The sequence below is a fragment of the Paramaledivibacter caminithermalis DSM 15212 genome (assembly GCF_900142245.1).
GTDB lineage: Bacteria > Bacillota > Clostridia > Peptostreptococcales > Caminicellaceae > Paramaledivibacter > Paramaledivibacter caminithermalis.
On record NZ_FRAG01000030.1, the window covers coordinates 20,594 to 39,492 of the forward strand.

Sequence of the window (18,899 nt, forward strand, 5' to 3'; positions counted from 1 at the left end):
TCTGAATAAAGTTAACTATAAAAGCACTTAGGGCATGATATACCCTAAGTTTTTATTTTCTGAAAGAAAAAATGGATTTTATAGTTTGGAATTTAATACTGCCTGTAACAAAAACACTTAATAGATATATAAAACCACCGATGAAAGTAGATATTAAAATATCGATTTGAGTTGGAATACTAAGAAGAGTAAGGTATTTATTGCTAAATATAATTACTATTATCATAAATATAGAGGAAATAATAGGTTTTATAATATGGTTAATGATTTCAATTTTTATAGTTATAAAGTGTTTTAGAGTAGTTAAGTTCAAAAAAAACATTATAAAAGATGATAATATAAAACCAATAATGAAACCCAAGACACCAATTTTCGGTATAGATACTAAGAAATAAATACATATCAAATGTGTTGTCATACCTATTAAATAATTTATGGTAGTAAGTATTTGCTTTCCTAAGCCATGTAGAATACCAGCAATAATATGATGAAGGCTTAAAAAAATCAAAGAGTATGATAAATATTTTAAATAAATACCTACACTTGGTTTATTATAAAGAAAACCACAAATAGGTGCTCCGAAGAATAAGAATATAAAGGCTATTGGTATAGAAATAAGCAGTGTTATTCTTAGAGCTAACAATGATTTCATTTCGATATTCGAGGATTTCATTAAAGCGTTTTCTGCAGAGATATTAGGAATAAGATTTACAACCAATGCCGAGGTTACAATAAAGGGAAGGAATAACAAAGGCATACTCATACCAACTACTTCACCAAAAGCTGTAACGGATTGCTCTAAGCTATATCCTGCCATCTGTAGACGACGAGGTACGAGAAACATATTTACTGACTGCATTAAAACTGAAACTAACCTAGGTATAGTTATTGGAAAGGATATTGCTAAAAATTTCCATAGCAAAGAAGCAGAATCGCTAAAACCCAATTTACTATTGCCATAGTTTATAATATATTTACTATGGGATTTAAACTTTGCAATGAGAAATAAAAGACCAGCAGCTTCTCCTACTGTAATTCCAAGAGTAGCAATCATAACAGAAGTTTTTAAATCCTGGGGATTTAAAACGTGCAAGAAACCTATTACAAAAATAACCCTTGAAAGCTGTTCAATAATTTGTGCATTTGCTGAGGGTGTAACCTTTTTAATACCATAATAATAGCTTCTAAAAATAGATGATAGTGTGACAATTGGAATAGCAGGGATTAATGCAATTAAGCTTTTTTCAAGCTTGTTACTTTTAATAATATATTTTATAAAAAAATCTTGATTTTTAAATGTTAAGATACACAATAAAATTGATATAGTAAGGCCTAGTATCAAACTAAAATATAATGTAATTTTACATGATTTGTAATCCCTTACCGAAATTTTTTGCGCAATAATTTTTGATAAGGCTACTGGAATACCAGAAGAAGTTATTGTAATGATTACTAAAAAAGTATGGAAAATCAAATGATATAGACCTATACCCTCTGAGCCTAATAATCGTGATAATAAAATTTTATAAATGAATCCGATAAATCTAGCAAAAAAATTTGCTATTACTAATATTATAGTGCTATATATAAATGAATTCTTCTTCAAATTATTACCTTCTTTCATTAATATTCGAGAATTATGGCTATTTTCAGAAATAAACAACTTCAAGGTTTAATAAATTTCATAGAATTTTTTCACTGTTAAATAATTATTCTAAAATCAAGGCAAATATGACTAAGTAGGGAATCTCAAAGATGTTGTTGTTTTTGCTAAGAAAATCAAACTTTTTTGCAAAAAATTGTATAGCTGAAGCAGAGTAAAATAGAATACTATAAGAGAAATTAAAGCTATTACCAGTGAAATATTGGTACAAATTATTTTCTTTTAAAACTTATTAGAAAGACCATAGTGCTTGCAACTTAAAATGTGTCCAAAGAAACTGATTTGCTACAGAAATTGTATTTAAAAACTATAGCTGTGAATTATTTTTATTAAAAAGTAGAAAATAAAGATAAACAAATTCAAGGTTTAATAAACTTCAAATAAAAAATGTAGAAACGTTCATTATTTTCTTTGAAATTTATTTTGAATGTTAATGTCGTTTATCTATAATAAAGAATTTATATTGTTTAACAAAATTAAATTATATAAAAAACATATCCTTCAATAATCATTATTAATAACGAGGAGGTGAGAACATGGAGCAAATTTGCCCATTATGCAACGGATTACAGGAATACGAAGTGGAATGTGAAGAATGCAAAGGGAAAATGATAGATAAAGGAAGGATGTCAGATTACTATGATAACTATAGTTCATATTTAGATATGAATATTACTGAGCTTATTGATGGGGTTCAGAGCGATAAATGTGTACATTTATTTTCTTGTTCCGATTGTAAAAATGATAAAAGAATTACTATTGATAAAGTAATAAAATGATTTTTATAAAAATAGATAAAATCAATTTAATAAAATCCTGAGATGATATTAAAACGTTCTAACTTGAAATACTTGCGTATTAGTTTATAATAGGATTATGATAAATTATTTTTGGAAGTTATCATGCTATTTACTTAATAAATATAAAGGTGATATGATATGTATAAATTTAAAAAAATTAGTATAAATAGACATTGCACAGAACATCTTTATATGCAGTTATATAACTCTATAAAGGATTTAATTATTAATAAGGATATAAAACCCCATGAAAAACTACCTCCTATTAGAAAACTTGCTGATTTACTTGATGTTAACAATATAACTGTAGTAAAGGCCTATAATCTACTTGAAAATAATAATTATGTTTATAAAAAGATAGGAAGCGGAACATTTGTTTCGGATATTGAAGATAATAGTTATTTAAAAGGCTTTGATGGATTAGAAGGGGAAGCCTATGAAGATATAAGATTGATGGATAGAGGACAAATAGAGGTTAGGGAGAATGTTATTAACTTTGCAAGTGCAACTCCAACTCCACATTTGTTTCCTGTAAGTGATTTTAAGGAAGTATTGAATGAGGTTTTAGATAGAGACAAGGGTTTAGCCTTTGGATATCACGATAGTAAAGGATATTCTCCTTTAAGAGAATATATAGTAAAATATTTAGAATTCTATAAAATTAATACTTCCATCGAAAGTATACAAATAATATCTGGAGCACAGCAAGGAATTGATATAATATCTAAGGCCTTGTTAAAGCATGGGGACTCTGTAATAGTAGAGTGTCCTACATATACGGGTGCAATTGCTGCCTTTGAGTCTAGGGGTGTAAAAATGTTGAAGGCACCAATCACAAGGGATGGTATAGACTTAAACATTTTAGAAGACTATATAGAAAGATATAATCCTAAGCTTATTTATACTATGCCTAATTTCCAAAATCCCACTGGCTATTCCTATAGTACAAATACAAAAAAGGGACTTTTAGAGTTAGCAAGCAAAAAAGGTTTGATTATAATTGAAGATGATTATTTAAACGATTTGAATTTTTACACCGATGAAAATATTACTTTGAAAAGTATGGATAAAAATGAAAATGTGATTTATATAAAAAGCTTTTCTAAAATATTTATGCCTGGTTTAAGATTAGGATTTCTTATAGTACCTATAAATCTTAACAATGAGATTTTAATTGCTAAACAAACATCTGACATATCGACATCTAGTCTTATTCAACGAGCATTTGACTTGTATTTAAGAAAAGGGATTTGGAAGAGGCATATTACGTATATGAAGAAAATATATAAGGAAAGATTTGATACTATGGTTCAAAGCTTAGAAAATAATTTGCCAGAAGAGACAACATTCTTAAAGCCTATGGGAGGAATAAATTTTTGGATTGGACTAGCCCCTGGGTTTTCTGCTAATGAACTTTATTCACAAAGCATAAATAAGGATATAGCCTTTATTCCTGGAGGTGTTTTTTATCCAGGAAATAGTGAAAGTAATTTTTTTAGATTAAGTATTGCAGATGTTTATCCTGATGATATAAAGAAAGGCATTGAAATATTAAGTGAAGCAATAATAAAATATTATGAGAGAAGCAATATTAGACCTCAAAGGAAAAGTAGTTATAGACCAATATTATAAAAAAGCGTTTATAACGCTTTTTTTATCTTGTTGACAAAGTCAACAAGATAGAGGCTTTTGAAAAAGAGTTGAAGTTCAAGGCGTGCATTTTTGCACGCCTCAGGCTGTAACTTTTCCTTTAGAGGTCTTCTTATTATCTTTATTATCCTTTATATTAGCGATTTTATCTTCCATTTTGCATTTACCATCAAAGATAGCATTTTCTTCTACGATAAAGCTGCCTACTTCTATATCACCAAATAACTTTCCAGTACTACATATTTTAAGATGCCCAGAAGCTATAACATTGCCATTGATAACACCAGAGATATCAATACTATCTGTTTTAATATTTCCGATTACCTTACCTTCTTTTCCGATAATAATGCTTCCATCTACTTCAATATTACCATTAAAGGACCCATCAATTCTAAGTAAACCACTGGTTTTTAAAGAACCTTCAAAGGTTGCATTACTCCCTATTAAAGTATCAAATCCTTGGGGTGAAGTATTATTTTTCTTTTTTAACATCTTAATTCCTCCTAAATTATTATAGATCATATCACAGTGCAAATTTTAAAAAAGTCTAATTTTTTCTAAACTTTTATTTCTTATTTCCTTCAAGAATTTGTAATGGATCGATTTGTTTACCCTTATAATGAACTTCAAAATGGACATGGGGACCAGTACTTTTTCCTGTGTTGCCAAGCTTAGCTATTACTTGTCCTTGTTTTACCCTTTCACCAACTTTAACAAGATTCTTTTTGTTATGGGCATATACACTTTTATATCCATATCCATGGGATATAATAATAACATTACCATAACCACCATTCCATCCTGAATAGGTAACAATACCGCTGCCAGCTGAAGTAATATTGGTTCCAGATTTATTTGCAATATCGATTCCCTTATGAAATTGACGCCTATTAGAAATGGGATGTATTCTATAACCAAATTTTGAAGTGATTTTTCCATTAACAGGCCATTTGTTAGGTATAGATTCTAGATATTTTAATTGTTTTTCAACTTCTTTAATTAATTCGTCATAATTATCTTTTTCAGATTCTATTAGACTTGTAATAGCATCTATTGATTCATTATCTGCTAGATTATATAATTCTTCATCAGATAAGGTATCTATGATGCTACCGATAGACCTTGAAGTTACAGGGCTATTAGTAGTATTGTTGTTCGGTTTTAGGCCAACCATATTTCTGACTCTATCTTCAAGTTCATATAACTGATTAAGTTTGTTTCTTACAATTTGTGTAGTTCTTTTTAACTCATTAATTTCTATATCCTGATGTTTTATAATTGAATTTAAACCCTTTATATCTCCTTGCTTTATCATCAATTCTTTTGTAAGGTCAGCTTTTTTAGCAAAGAGATAAAAAGTAGAAGCAATGAAGAAAATAGAAGATGATGTAAAAAAGATTAAAGCAGAATATACTATTGCTTTATGAAGCTTAAGCTGTTTAGTTTTTTTACCGCTATGAGGTATTATAACAAGAGTAAATTTTTCTTTAAAGATTTTTTTTATTTTAGATATATTCATTGAACGTAAGCCTCCATATAGAGAATAAATATTACAATTTTATGAAAACAATATTACAAAATAATTATCATACTATAATTCAACATAAAATTAAGAAATCCTTTTAAAACCATACAAAAAAGTAGAAATATTATCTTTACATATTAAAAATTGTCAAAATAGAGGAATTTATCTATAATTGTAGAATAAATTATTTTTAAGGTAAACATATGTAAGTTAACAATAATTATTTATAGCTATACAAGTATTGACCTTTCAATATAGAATTATTGCCAAGGAGGCATATCAATGAAATTGATTAATAATAGGTATAAGCTTGTAGATATTTTAAGAAGAGATTTATTTGGAATTACATATGTCGCATCAGATTTATCAAATTCAGATAGAAAAGTACTACTAAATCTATTAAAAGAAGAAAATAAAGATAGGAAATTTATAGGTTTTCTGATTGATGAATTTATAAAATTATCTTCTATTAAACATCCCTATATTCAAGGATGTAAATGTTTTAATGTGATTAATACAATTGATAATAAAAGGGCTAAGGATATCCGATATTTCTATACTACTGAATATTATAAAGAGCATTTGATTCACTATAAATCTTTTTCTACGCAACAGATAAACAGATTATTTGTTAAATTATGCTATGTATTACAGTATTTACATTTTAGAGGGATAACGTATAGGCTATTAAACTTTGAGAATATGTTTTTTCATAGAAACGGAAGTAGTATGGATTTTAAATTGAGAGATATAGTGACTATATATAAACATATGAATAATATTAACTCTATTGATAAATATAACGCTCAGTTCATTGCTCCAGAAATAAAATTGGGAGAGAAGGGTAGCTTTTCATCAGATATTTATTCATTGGGAGTTATTTTATTTTATATGGTGAGTGGATTTGATTATAAAGAAAGAACATTTAATGAAGTATTCAAGAAGAATACAAATGAGAAATTCGAAAAAATAATTGAAAGAATGACTGTTCCTGACCCCAATAGTAGATATAAAAATATCCTAGATGTTATTGAAGATTCTAAGCAGTATATGCCAATTGATTTTGGATTTTTCGATAAGGATTATTATGAGAAATTGTATTTTAATATTCCCCTTGTCAATAGGAAAAGAGAGAAAAAATTAATATTGCAAACAATAAATGAAAATCTTCTAGCAAAGTCAAAAAATAATATCATCTTTGTTCATGGGGAAACTGGTATAGGTAAAAGTAGGTTGGTTAAAGAAATCAGTTTTCAAGTTGCAATGAGTAGAACAAACGTGTGTACTATTGAACTTAACCATGAAAATAACAAAATGCTCTATATTTACAAAAAAATATTAAGATTCATTGTTAGGAATTATAAAATAAATGATAATTTAATCAATAAATATGGTAGCGAATTAGTAAAAATTTTACCTGATATTGCATCAAAATGGGATGTAAAGCCTAGTGAAACCTTATCGGAAGATAAAGAAATATTAAGATTAAATAATAGAATTTCAAATTTTATAAATGATTTTAGCATTAAAAATCCTTTTTTGATTATCGTTGATAATATACATTTTATTCATAAAAATGACTTGAATATATTGGAGTATTTAATAAAAAAAAACAGTTCATTAATTATTTTATCTACTTATATCGATGAAGAAAGTAAAGATATTAGAAAATTTTTAAACAAGTGCAAAATAGATGAAAGGGCAAAATTTATTCGTTTGACTAGATTAAACTTTGAGGAAACATCAGAAATGTTAAAAAATATTTTAGGAATCCACAAAAAGCCATTGAAATTAACTACAAAAATAATGGAGGAAGCAAATGGGAATCCTAGATATGTAGAAGAAATTATAAAAAATTTATTTATGGATAAGAAAATAATTATTAATGATGATAGGCTATGGACTGCTGATATAGATGATATATATAATTTGAAATTGCCATCAAGTATAGATGATGTTATGCTTAGATCTGTGAACTTGCTAGATGCTCATACGAAAAATGTTTTGAATATAATATCTATATTTTACTTATCAGCACCTTTGGAAATAATAATGCAAATTATTGATATAGATGAAGTCAGCCTTAGTAAAATTTTAAAGAATTTAGTATCCTTTAAAATAATTAATGAAAAATTTCAAGATTGGGGATATTCATATGATTACTATAATAAACAATTAAAAGAACATATATATAATAATATTTCTGAGGTGGATAGAAAGTTATATCATAAAAATGCTGCGAATATTCTTGAGGATTTTTATATTAGTGAAGGAAGAGATTATGCAGTAGAATTAGTTTATCACCTTACGAATTGTGATGAGTTTGACAAAGCAATCAAATATTGTATAAAGTCGGCAGAAAAAATGGAGCAGCTTCATATATACAATCAAGCTATAGACTTTTATAATAGAGCTATTGAGCTTTTAAATCAACACCAAAATATTAAAATGTTAGTAGATATTTTAATGAAAATAGGACTTATTTATATAAATATAGGTGAGCATAACAATGCATTTGATATTTATATTAGAGTTTCATCTATAGCTAATGAATATAAGCTTGAAAAAGAATTTATTGATATTCAAAATAAATTAGCCTATATATATTCCCATAAAAATGAAAAAGAAACTGCTGAAAGAATAATAAAAGAATCTATTGAAGATTCAAAAAAAATCGGTTATATTGATGGAGAACTTGAAGGGGGACTGCTTAAGTGCAAATTATATGCTTCTACAAAAAATCACTCAAACCTTAAAGCTTTATTAAATAAATATATAAATATAAGCTTAAAGTATTTAAAGTACTATTATGCAGGTGAGTTTTTTAATGAAAAAGGAAAGATGTATTATGATCAAGGTGAAATGACAAAGTCGCAATATTGCTATAAACAAAGTATTTTTTTCTTTGAAAAATCTAACAATGACATAAAAACATCAAGACCACTAAATAATATTGGCATAATATATTTTGAAGCCTATAAGCAAATAGAAAGGGCAAGATTATATTATTATGAAGCACTGAGTTTAGTTGAAAAATACAATTATATAACAGGCAAGCAAATATATCTTATGAACATTGGTGAAACTTATCTATATGAAGATAGATATAATGAAGCCATTGACTATTTTAACAAAGCAGTGGATATAAGTATAGAAATAGGAGATAAGAATATTTTATTTTCATCATATATTCATTTATGTGATACATATCTAAGTTTATATCAATATGATAAAGCCCATTTCTATCTAAAAAAATCAGAATCAGAGTTCAATAATTATTGTGGATATGGTATTTATTATTATTACTATTATGTTATACATATATATTTTTATATTCAAATTTACAATTATTCTAAAGCTGAAAAATGGTATGAGAGTTTTATTAAAAATATGAATGGATTAAATGTTGATTTTGACTTAGAACAAAAAATTAAAGAATTAGAAATGTATAAAATACAATATGAATTTCAAAAAAATAAAACAATAAACGTAGATTATGTAAAGAAATTTCTACATGAAAATATTGATAAAATTCATTTAAGATTAATTAGGAATTTTTTGATGGATTTAATTTGTTTTTTAATGGACACACACGAAGTTGAATCTGCAAGGTATTTTATAGATTTAGATGCTGATTTGATGGATAGATTTAATACAGAAATATTTGATCTTAAAAGGGAATTTGTATTGGGATTGTTTAGTAATGATAAAATTAAATTCTATAAAAATTTATTAAACAAATTAGAAAATAATCGATTGTATGAGTACCAGTGGAGAATATTTAAAGCAATAGGTGACGAATTTCATAAAAAAAATGATCATTTTAATGCTTTAAACAATTATATATTAGCCTTAGATATTTTAAAAACCTTAGTTTATAAAATTCCTGAGGGATTGAGGCAAGATTATGTATTTAACTATAAGCTTAATTATATTCTTAAAGAAAAAATTGAAGATTTAAAAAGTATAATTCTTATTCAAAATAGCAATAAGGATTATAAAAAAATAGATAGGGAAAAGAAAAGAAATGTTGAAGAGATTTTTGATTTCTCTGATTTAAATGAATTTTTTAATAACAAAGAGTTTATGAAATCCATATATAAAGAATTTAGACAGGAAATTCCTTGTGGAATTACTGAGCTTAAAGATCTTATTCAAGAATTAAGAAAGGATGACTTTTACAATATTGAGTTGATACTGAGGTATTGTTCCTATATTTGTCTAGCTGAAAGGGGTTTTATTTTTCTTACTAATGATAACAATGAAATTAAAGAGATTATAAGTATAGCGAATCATGAAATAACTGAAGACATAAAAGAAATTGTAAAAATTGCTAGCCATAAAGAGCATGATATAATAGTTACTAATGAAAATCAATTTAGCAAGAACAGTTTTAAACATAATGAAATTAAATCCCTTATATGTATACCTATTAAGAATTCAGATAAAGTGAGTTATAATGATAATGCCCGATATAATCGAAGAAAGTATGTAGATAACATTGATAAAAAGGAAATTGTAGGTTATATTTATTTAGATACTAAACGTGTTTTTAATAATTTTACATTAGAAACCTATAAAAAATGTTGTCTACTGAAAACTTTATTATATATTATGATTGAGAATTATAACCTTAAGAAAATATCGAGTATTGATAAATTAACTAATTTATATCTAAGAAAACATGTAGAAGATTTATTTAGAAAGGAAATTTTATTAGCTAAAAAAAATCAATTATGTCTATCTGTTATAATGTGTGATATTGACAGGTTTAAGCAGGTTAATGATCTCTATGGACATAGAAAAGGAGATGAAGTATTAGCTAAGTTAGGTAAGATACTGAAAAACAATTTGAGAAAAAATGACTTGGTAGGAAGATATGGGGGAGAAGAGTTTATCATTATTTTACCTCGAACCAATTTGGAGGATGCCTTAGTAGTTTGTGAAAAGTTGAGAAAAATTATTGAAGATTCAAAACTAATGGGTACTAGAATGGACTTAACTTTGAGCTTCGGTATTTCTAGTTTCCCAGTCCACGGAACCAGTGAAGAAGAATTAATTGAGAAGGCGGATCAAGCTTTATATAAATCTAAAAAATCAGGTAGGAATAGAACTACAATATGGAATGAAAACATTGGTTATAATAAATATAGATACGATAAACTTGCTGGTATAATAACGGGAAACATCTCTACAGACCATAAAAATATTAATATTATTATGGATATGATTGAACTGTTAAAAAGCTCCCATAGTAAATCTGATAGATTATTTAAAGTTCTCGGGTATATTATAGAAATGTCTGAGGCTAGATATGGTGCTGTTTTTGATATTGATGAAGATAAAAAAATCAAAAGAATTTATGCAAGACAAAAAGGAAGTAATATATGGGTAAAGGATTTTAAATATAATAAAGAAATCATAAAAGAATTTATGGATAATAAACAAGGTGATTATTTTATTAATTGGAACGAAATTACAGAAATTGACAGCTTTACAGGGGTTCCAAGTTGGAATTCATATGTGGTTGTTCCTATAATAAAAGATGGCGTACAAAAAGGAATTATATTATTGTCAGTGCCTATTGATGAAAAAGAGTTCGATTTTAGTACGTTTAATTTAGTTAATTCATTAAGTGGTATCATTGCTTCAATGTTATAATATAATAAATGCTTCTGCATTTTTTCTTTAAAATTTATTAAATTTTGAAGTTGTCTATCTCTATTAAAAATTAAAGAATTTGATAAAGAGGTGATAAAATGGCTGTTACGATTAAAGATGTTGCCAAAAAAGCTAATGTATCTATATCTACTGTATCAAGGGTAATAAACGATTCAAAACCCGTTAGTGACGAGATCAAACATAGAGTTTTAAAGGTTATAGAAGAGACTGGTTATATTCCAAATCCTGTTGCAAGGAGTCTTGTAATGAAAAAAAGCCAACTCATTGGTGTTATTGTACCTAATATTTCTAATATTTTTATTGGAGAAGTTTTAAATGGGATTGAGGAAATAGGTAAAATGTATAATTATGATATACTCCTTTGTAATACCTATGGAGAATTAAACCAAGAGCTTAGATATCTTAATCTATTAAAATCGAAACAGGTTGAAGGTATAATTTTTATGACATGGGAGCTTCAAAATGAACATAAGGAATTTTTTGCAAAAGAAGACATACCTATTGTTATGATTAATAGAAATGCTTCAGATGCTAATATAACATCAGTTTCCATTGACCATCGTAAGGCGGCTTATGAAATGACTAAATATCTTATTAAAAATGGACATAGAAGAATAGCTTTAATTAGGGGGAATATGCAGAACTATATTTTTGGTATTGATCAATATGAAGGCTATTCAAAAGCTATGAAGGAAAGCAATTTAGAAATAGATAAAAGATTAATTAAAAATTGTGAGTTCAAATTAGATTTGGCATATAATGCTGTACAAGAGATGATTAATGATGAAACATTGTCAACAGCAATATTTGCAACAACAGATTATATGGCTTTTGGAGCTATTAATGCCTTGATTGATAATGGTTATAAGGTTCCTGAAGATGTATCGGTGGCAGGATTTAATGATATTAAGCTTGCTTCTATTTATAGGCCTAAGTTAACTACCATAAGGCAACCTATTTATGATATAGGTGCGGTAGCTATAAGAGTTATAATTAAGAAAATAAAGGGAGAAGAAATTAAGGATAATGTTTTTGTATTACCCCATGAATTAGTTGAAAGAGATAGTTGCAAGAAAATAAAATAAAACAACATAGATGATAGATATTTGAATTTATAGATTGTTATGCAGAGAATATTTTTCCTCCTAATGACGAATAATAAGCATAGTATGGGAGGTGAAATATTGAAAAGAGTAGCTGTAGAAAAATCTCTAAGTAATATTAAGTCCTATTTAAAAGAACAAGGATTTACTGTTGAAAATTTAGAAAAAAATAAAGATAATCTCAAATCCTTTGATGCTGTTGTAGTATCTGGACAGAATAGTAACTTTTTAGGTATGCACGATACTTCTACAAAAGGAACTGTCATATATGCTAGAGGCTTAACGCCTGAGGATGTACATAGACAACTTGAGAATACATTGAAGTAATAAAGCTTTAGACCTCCGAACATGGAGGTTTATATTTTTTAAGATAAAGTAGTATTTAATGTTATTATTCTTGTATATGTAAATAAACTTTGATACTATATTAATTATGCAAATATTTTTTATATTAACCTCAAGCTAGTTTTTATTGCGGGGATTTTAATAAAAAACTTAGAACTTTATAATAGCCAGGTGATGAAATGATTATAAACGATTTTTTACCTATAAGTAAAGATGATATGCAAAAAAGAGGATGGGATGAATTAGATTTTGTATTGGTTATGGGGGATGCCTATGTAGATCATCCAAGCTTCGGAGGTGCGATAATATCAAGAACCCTAGAAAGTCTAGGATTTAAGGTTGGTATCATAGCACAACCTAATTGGAAAGATGTCAAGGATATAAAAAGTTTAGGAAAGCCTAGGCTTGCCTTTTTAGTTACTGCTGGGAATTTAGACTCCATGGTGAATCATTATACTGTAAGCAAAAGAGTTAGAGATAAGGATTCCTTTTCACCAGGGGGGAAAACTGGTTTAAGACCCGATAGAGCCACAATAGTATATTGTAATTTAATTAGACAGGCATACAAAAAGGTTCCAATTATTATTGGAGGAGTTGAAGCCAGTCTTAGAAGATTTGCCCATTATGATTACTGGAGTGATAGAGTTAGAAGATCTATTCTCATTGATAGCAATGCTGATCTTTTAGTTTATGGTATGGGAGAGAATCAGATAACTGAAATAGCAAATAATCTAAAGGATGGTTTGGATATCCAATATATTAGACATATACCAGGAACATGTTTTGTAGCTGAGGAATTAGAGTACTTATATGATTATAGAGTAGTACCATCATTTGAAGAAATACAGAATGATAGAAAAAATTTTGCTAAAGCTTTTAGAATTCAGTATGAAGAACAAGACCCTATTACAGGTAAATTGTTAATACAAAAGCATAAAAATAGATTTTTAGTACAAAATCCACCAGCTATGCCTTTATCTAGAGCAGAATTAGATAGAATTTATTCCTTGCCTTACCAAAGGAATTATCATCCAAGCTATAAAAAGCTTGGAGGAGTCCCTGCTATTAAAGAAGTAAAACATAGTATAATCAGTGAACGAGGCTGCTTTGGTAATTGTTCCTTTTGTTCGTTAGCATTTCATCAAGGAAGAATTGTAAGGAGCAGGAGTCATGAATCTATAATTGAAGAAGCAAAAAAAATAACTCAAGATGAGGATTTTAAAGGTTATATTCATGACGTTGGAGGTCCAACTGCTAATTTCAGACATGCAGCATGTGAAAAACAGTATAAAAAGGGATTATGTAGAAATAAGCAGTGTTTATTTCCAAATCCATGTCAAAACCTTAAGGTTGATCATAAAGATTATTTAGAGCTTTTAAGAAAACTTAGGAAGCTTCCTGGGGTAAAGAAGGTTTTCATAAGGTCTGGACTTAGATATGATTATATAATGGCAGATAAAAATGAAGATTTTTTTAGAGAACTTTGCAAGCATCATATTAGTGGACAGTTAAAGGTGGCTCCAGAGCATGTTTCAGATGAAGTTTTAGAATTGATGGGAAAACCTAGGAGACAGGTATATGAAAAATTCGTGGACAAATTTAAAAAGATTAACAAGGAATTGCATAAAGAGCAATACATTATCCCTTACCTAATGTCCAGTCATCCTGGAAGCACATTGAAGTCTGCTATAGAGCTTGCCGAGTATTTAAGAGATTTTGGATATTATCCTGAACAAGTACAGGATTTTTATCCTACACCAGGAACTTTATCAACATGCATGTATTATACTGGATTAGATCCGAGGACTATGAAATCAGTATATGTACCTAAAAGTAAGTTAGAAAAAGCAATGCAAAGAGCATTACTTCAATACAAAAATCCAAAAAACTACGATTTAGTAAAGCAAGCCTTAATACTTGCTAAAAGAGAGGATCTAATAGGTTTTGGGCCTGAATGCTTAATAAGACCTAAAAGTAAAGAGAATAAAAAAAATAGACAACATAAATATAATCAAAATAAAGCAAAAAGAAAAAAATCAAGGAAAGGATAGAAGATAAAGGCACATACGGTAATGGTAATGTGCCTGATTTTGGTTTCTACAAAAAAACATTGTATCAATAAATGAATTGTGCTATAATAATGCCTAAGTTCATGAATGAAACACAAATGTATTTATGCTGAGGACATAGGAGCTTGATAGGAGGTATTTATGAAAAGCAAATATATAGTAATAGATAAAGAAATATTACCTGATGTGTTTGAAAAGGTCCTAAAGGCGAAGGAACAGATAAGAAGGGGGAAAGTTAAGGGAATAACAGAAGCAGTTAAAAACGTGGGGATTAGTAGAAGTACCTTTTATAAATATAAGGACTATGTTTTTGCATTGTCCGAAGGTAATTTAGGAAAGAAGGTTACTATTTCACTTCTTTTAGATCATGAGACTGGTGTTTTATCTGATATTTTAAATCAAATTGCAGCTAAGAAAGGCAATGTATTGACAATAAATCAAAATATACCAATCAATAAAATAGCCAACGTAAGTATTACCTTTGATATTACAGATTTATGTGTTGATTTGGATACATTGATAGAGGAATTAAAATCATCAAAGGGAGTAAATATGATAAGCATAATAGCAATGGGGTAGATAGGAGGAAAATATGTCAAATATAAAGATAGCAATTTTAGGCATGGGAAATGTAGGGACAGGTGTATATCAAATATTACAAGAAAATAATGAAGAAATATATAAATATTTAAATGGTGACATAGAGGTTGAAAAGATATTAGTTAGAACAATTGACAAAAAAAGGAAAATATCAATTCCAAATGAGTTATTGACCAATAATTATGATGATATATTAAGTGACGAAAGTATAAAAATTGTAGTTGAATTAATGGGAGGAATACACCCTGCTTTAGATTATATTAAAAGAGCTATTAAAAGTGGTAAACATGTTGTAACTGCTAATAAGGCTGTTATGGCAACATATGGAAAAGAGCTTAAAGGGTTAGCAAAAGAAAATGGAGTATTTATTAATTATGAAGCTAGCGTTGGAGGCGGTATTCCTATAATAAATACCCTTATGGAAAGCTTAGCTGCCAACAAAATTGAAGAAATTATTGGAATTATAAATGGTACTACCAATTACATATTGACCCAAATGACAAATTATAATATGAGCTTTGAGGAAGCGCTTAAATTAGCTCAGACCAATGGGTATGCAGAGGCAGATCCTACATCGGATATCGAGGGGGAAGATGCAGCCTTTAAAATATCTATTTTAACATCTATTGCATATGGAATAAATATTCCTTCAAAGGCTATTGAAAGAGAAGGAATCACAAAGATTCATAAAAGTGATATAGATTATGCTTCAGAGTTAGGTTATAAGATTAAGCTATTGGCAGTCTCAAAAAGGTGCAAGGATAATATAGAAATTTATGTATACCCTTCATTAGTTCCAAATGAGCATCCTTTAGCATCAATAAGTAATGAGTTTAATGCTCTATTTGTTAGAGGTAATGCAGTTGGAGAACTTTTATTATATGGAAAGGGGGCAGGTTCTCTTCCAACTGGAAGTGCTGTTTTAGCTGATATTTTGTCAGTAGCTAGGCTTATCAAGAATAATATTGGTAATGATAAAAACAAAAATGATAAATTTAATGATATTCAAATTAAAGGTATTGGTGAAAGCCAATACTATATTCGACTACAAGTTGTAGATAAACCAGGAGTATTAGGTAAGATAGCCATGACCTTTGGAGAATACGATATAAGTTTAGAATCTGTGATGCAAAAGGGTAGGGGAGAAGAAACAGTACCTTTGGTATTTATTACTCATGATATTGAGAAAAATATATTAGATAAAGCACTTGACGAAATCAATGCCTATGACTTTGTAGAAAAGATTGCAACTATTTTAAAGGTAGAAAATATATAAACAAAGGATTTATGAATATATAAACAAATTTATATATAAAAATTAACATTATATGTTGACTTTAGTGCTTTATACCGTTAAAATTATATAAAATATTATATAGAAAATAGCTATGAAGGATAGTAGTAAATAATATCTTGTTTAAGGATATTTAAAACGAAGGGTTGTAGCTGTAATTTGTTTTTGATATCCGTTACAGAGAGTCGGTGGATGGTGGGAACCGATAGCAAGAGTTATTGAATCCGATCCCAAGCTGTATAGGGGTAAAAACCTATACCGGTAATTATCGTTACATTGCTTAAAGGCTGTATTTATATGCAGTAAAACAAGGTGGTACCACGTGGATATATTTCCCCGTCCTTGACCTATAGTCAAGGAACGGGGTTTTTTAGTACAAAAAAAGCGCCTAGATATTTTGAATATCCTCTAACTATGAAATTGTTCAATTGAGAATCTTAACTTAAATAAATATGGAAGAATAGGAGAGTGACAACATGGAAAGAAAAAAGGTATTGATTGCTGAGAAGGTAAACATAGAATGTATAAAAGGTGTTTTGGAACCCCATGTACAAGTGGATGTTAAATTAGACTTATCTAGAGAAGAGTTACTAAGAGAAATTAAAGAATACGATGGACTTATAGTTAGAAGTAGTACTAAAGTAAATAAGGAATTATTTTCTAAAGCCGAAAAGCTTAAGGTTGTAGGTAGGGCTGGAAATGGTATAGACAATATAGATATTGATGAAGCAACTAAAAAAGGAATAGTAGTAGCCAACACTCCTGACAGTAATAGTATCTCAGCATGTGAATTAACCATTGGTCTTTTATTGGCTTCCGCAAGAAATATATACCAAGCAAGCAGCTATTTAAAAGCTGGTAAATGGGATAGAAAACGATTTATAGGATCAGAGCTATATAATAAGACATTAGGAATTATAGGATTAGGAAGAATAGGTGGATTGGTTGCAGCTAGAATGGCTGCCTTCGATATGAATATTATTGCTTATGATCCATATATACCTGATGAGAGATTTGAAAGATTTAAAGCAACAAAAAAAGAAACATTGGAAGAATTGTTGGCAGAATCAGATTTTATAACTATTCATACTCCTAAGACTTCTGAAACAATTGGAATGATTGGAGAAGATCAAATAAAGAAAATGAAGGATGGTGTAAGAATAGTTAATGTTGCAAGGGGTGGAATCATAGATGAGAAAGCTCTATTGCAGGGATTAAAGAGTCAAAAAGTAGTAGGGGCAGGATTAGATGTACATGAAAATGAGCCGTCATATGACAATCCTTTATTTGAATTGTATAATACTGTTGTTACTCCACATATTGGAGCAAGTACCCTTGAAGCTCAACAGAATGTAGGTGAAACAATAGCTAAGCAGGTTTTATGTGCTTTAGAGGGTGAAGTTATTCCAAATGCAATAAATTTACCCACTCTAAATAGACATGAATTGAAGGTAATAAAACCATATCTAGATTTAATGGAAAAACTAGGGAAAATATATTATCAACTTTATACAACACCAATCGATATGGTAGATATAAATTACTATGGTAGTATTGCTAATCAAGATGTAGAAATGATTACAGTAGCCTTTTTAAAGGGGCTATTAGAACCAGTTATAAGAGAAAGAGTTAATTATGTAAATGCAAAATTAATAGCAAAGCAGCGAGGGATAGTTATAAATGAAAGAAAAATAAATGAAAATTATAAAGGCTATACAGATTTAATAAAAGTAAAGATAAAGAGTAAGGATATACTATTTACGTTATCTGGTAATTTATCAACAAAAAATGAAGGTAGACTCATTGAAATACTTGGTTATGAAGTAGATGTGACCCCTAGCAAGCATATGCTATTTATACAAAATAGAGATATTCCAGGAATGGTAGGAAAAATTGGGACTGTTTTAGGACGTGAAAATATAAATATTGCTTCAATGCAGGTAGGAAGATTAGAAATAGGGGAAAAAGCTTTAATGGTTTTAAATGTAGATAACGAAGTATCTATGGAGAATATTGATAAAGTTAAAAAAATTGATAACATTATATCGGCAAAAAAAGTTAAGTTATAATAGACAGAAAAGAATATTGGTAAACCTGAATTATTCATAACTCAATGAATTATGATGAAAATTAATGTTAAAAGGTAAAATCTTATATCTGAAGTTCTG

The 18,899-nt window shown here is 28.3% G+C and carries 12 protein-coding genes and 1 other annotated feature; of the genes, 9 read left to right on the forward strand and 3 right to left on the reverse strand.

From position 1 onward, the window contains the following. Positions 1 to 52 precede the first annotated feature (52 nt). Positions 53 to 1,606: a putative polysaccharide biosynthesis protein gene (locus tag BUB36_RS11800; protein WP_073150339.1), complete on the reverse strand. Its 1,554-nt coding sequence runs from the start codon at positions 1,604 to 1,606 to the stop codon at positions 53 to 55. 593 nt (positions 1,607 to 2,199) lie between these two features. On the opposite strand from BUB36_RS11800, the gene BUB36_RS11805 reads away from it, so the two are divergent. Together BUB36_RS11805 and pdxR are read left to right on the forward strand one after the other, a co-directional pair. Next, entirely contained in the window at positions 2,200 to 2,442 is a 243-nt protein-coding gene (locus BUB36_RS11805; RefSeq protein ID WP_073150342.1) for a hypothetical protein, read from the forward strand. A 159-nt stretch (positions 2,443 to 2,601) separates the two neighbouring features. Beyond that, the gene (gene pdxR / locus BUB36_RS11810) at positions 2,602 to 4,095 is read left to right on the forward strand and encodes a MocR-like pyridoxine biosynthesis transcription factor PdxR (protein ID WP_073150344.1); all 1,494 of its coding nucleotides are present in this window, start codon (positions 2,602 to 2,604) and stop codon (positions 4,093 to 4,095) included. 99 nt (positions 4,096 to 4,194) lie between these two features. On the opposite strand, the gene BUB36_RS11815 is transcribed toward pdxR, so the two are convergent. Further along, the gene (locus tag BUB36_RS11815; protein WP_073150347.1) at positions 4,195 to 4,605 is read right to left on the reverse strand and encodes a bactofilin family protein; all 411 of its coding nucleotides are present in this window, start codon (positions 4,603 to 4,605) and stop codon (positions 4,195 to 4,197) included. Positions 4,606 to 4,678: 73 nt separating this feature from the next. Continuing rightward, positions 4,679 to 5,632 carry a M23 family metallopeptidase gene (locus BUB36_RS11820; protein WP_084112003.1) on the reverse strand — a complete coding sequence of 318 codons (954 nt, stop codon included), beginning with the start codon at positions 5,630 to 5,632 and terminating at the stop codon, positions 4,679 to 4,681. A 288-nt stretch (positions 5,633 to 5,920) separates the two neighbouring features. Between BUB36_RS11820 and BUB36_RS11825 the strand changes: the two genes are divergently transcribed. The 7 genes from BUB36_RS11825 (at position 5,921) to serA (ending at position 18,800) form a co-directional block, all read left to right on the forward strand. Beyond that, positions 5,921 to 11,299 (forward strand): diguanylate cyclase, encoded by a 5,379-nt coding sequence (locus BUB36_RS11825; RefSeq protein WP_073150350.1) that lies wholly within the window; start codon positions 5,921 to 5,923, stop codon positions 11,297 to 11,299. A 98-nt stretch (positions 11,300 to 11,397) separates the two neighbouring features. Next, positions 11,398 to 12,405: a LacI family DNA-binding transcriptional regulator gene (locus BUB36_RS11830; protein ID WP_073150352.1), complete on the forward strand. Its 1,008-nt coding sequence runs from the start codon at positions 11,398 to 11,400 to the stop codon at positions 12,403 to 12,405. Between the two features lie 99 nt (positions 12,406 to 12,504). Next, a complete protein-coding gene (locus BUB36_RS11835; protein ID WP_242655799.1) occupies positions 12,505 to 12,750 on the forward strand; it encodes a YkuS family protein in 246 nt (81 codons plus the stop codon). A gap of 197 nt (positions 12,751 to 12,947) precedes the next feature. After that, the gene (locus BUB36_RS11840) at positions 12,948 to 14,819 is read left to right on the forward strand and encodes a YgiQ family radical SAM protein (RefSeq protein WP_106406509.1); all 1,872 of its coding nucleotides are present in this window, start codon (positions 12,948 to 12,950) and stop codon (positions 14,817 to 14,819) included. Positions 14,820 to 14,978: 159 nt separating this feature from the next. Next, entirely contained in the window at positions 14,979 to 15,416 is a 438-nt protein-coding gene (locus tag BUB36_RS11845; RefSeq protein WP_073150355.1) for an ACT domain-containing protein, read from the forward strand. Positions 15,417 to 15,429: 13 nt separating this feature from the next. Next, positions 15,430 to 16,713 carry a homoserine dehydrogenase gene (locus tag BUB36_RS11850; protein WP_073150358.1) on the forward strand — a complete coding sequence of 428 codons (1,284 nt, stop codon included), beginning with the start codon at positions 15,430 to 15,432 and terminating at the stop codon, positions 16,711 to 16,713. Between the two features lie 103 nt (positions 16,714 to 16,816). Beyond that, positions 16,817 to 17,078, forward strand: a binding site (T-box leader). Positions 17,079 to 17,207: 129 nt separating this feature from the next. Then, positions 17,208 to 18,800 (forward strand): phosphoglycerate dehydrogenase, encoded by a 1,593-nt coding sequence (serA, locus tag BUB36_RS11855; protein WP_073150361.1) that lies wholly within the window; start codon positions 17,208 to 17,210, stop codon positions 18,798 to 18,800. Positions 18,801 to 18,899: the final 99 nt, after the last annotated feature.